Source organism: Neisseria sp. P0021.S006 (genome assembly GCF_051956895.1).
On the sequence record NZ_JBQCWZ010000452.1, the window covers coordinates 1 to 1,127 of the forward strand.

Genomic DNA, 1,127 nt, shown 5'->3' on the forward strand with positions numbered 1-1,127 from the left:
CTGCACCGCGACGCAGGCCGTCCAGTTGTGCCGCGCCGAGCAGGGCGAGCGGCGGCAACAGCCAAACGAGGTTGTCTTGCAGGCGTTGCGGGTTGATGGCAAGTAGGGCTGTCATAATAACCAGCCACGACAGGCTCAGAATGCCCCAGTTTTTATCGTGGATACGCGTGCGGCTGAGCGTCCATGCTGCCAGCGGCCAGGCAGGCAAGGCAAACCACAGCAGGTTTTTCAGATAATAGGGCAGGTTGAAGGCCGTCTGAATCTGATGGAAACCGCCGAATACGCCTAAGGAATAATGGCTGAACCAAATATCAAACCATTCGGGATTGGTTTTTGATAAAACCAGCGGATACAGAATCAGCAGGGGCAGGGAAACGACGATGGCGCCAATCAGGGTCAGCAGATAGCGTTTGCTTTGCCAAGTAGAATGGAACGACAGGGCAAGTGCCAAAAACATCATGGCCGCGGTCAGCAGATAGCCTAAGGAAAGGGAGAGTAAAACCCAACCGCCGCACAACAGCAAAATGGCAATAATGACGCGGCGGCGTGCCAGTGAAAAGCCGCACAGAATCAATCCAAATGCGGCAAAAGCGGCCGACATGGGATTGAGGAAGTGGGCGATGGGCAGCAAACCGATGCTGCCGATAAGGATCAAGACAACGCTGCGGCCGTGGTGTCTGCCGAGAAAGTTGAAACCGGCAAAACCGCAGGCGGTCAGTCCGATGGCGGTAAATACCACGCCGGCAAAACGTGCGGCATCATAGGCATCGGCCGCCCAAGGCGAAAACAGAGTTTGGAATGCGGTTGCCGCCCATAAAAAAGCAGGGGAGATGGTGAAATCGGGTTGGCCGAAGATTTGTGCAATCAGCAGGCTGCCGCCGTTTTTCATGGATTCAGAGGCGGTAAAGAGGGAGGGTTCGGCAGGGTTCCACAAGTCATGCGAGAACACGCCCGGCCACAGCCAGGCAAAAGCCATCAGCAGCAGTAGCCATGGTTTTTCATGGGTTTTTTGGGGGCGGCGCGGATCGGGCGGTGTGTAAGTCAGCATGGAAGGTCAAAAAACGGTTGGTTTGAATAGCAATGGTACAGGGTTTGACGGGTTTGCGCGATATGCCGGACTGGAGAGC

Annotated in this window: 1 protein-coding gene; it reads right to left on the reverse strand. The window is 55.5% G+C overall.

From position 1 onward, the window contains the following. A partial coding sequence (locus tag ACTHUM_RS14920; protein ID WP_440403282.1) for an ArnT family glycosyltransferase occupies positions 1 to 1,048 on the reverse strand: 1,048 nt, incomplete at its 3' end. Positions 1,049 to 1,127 lie beyond the last annotated feature (79 nt).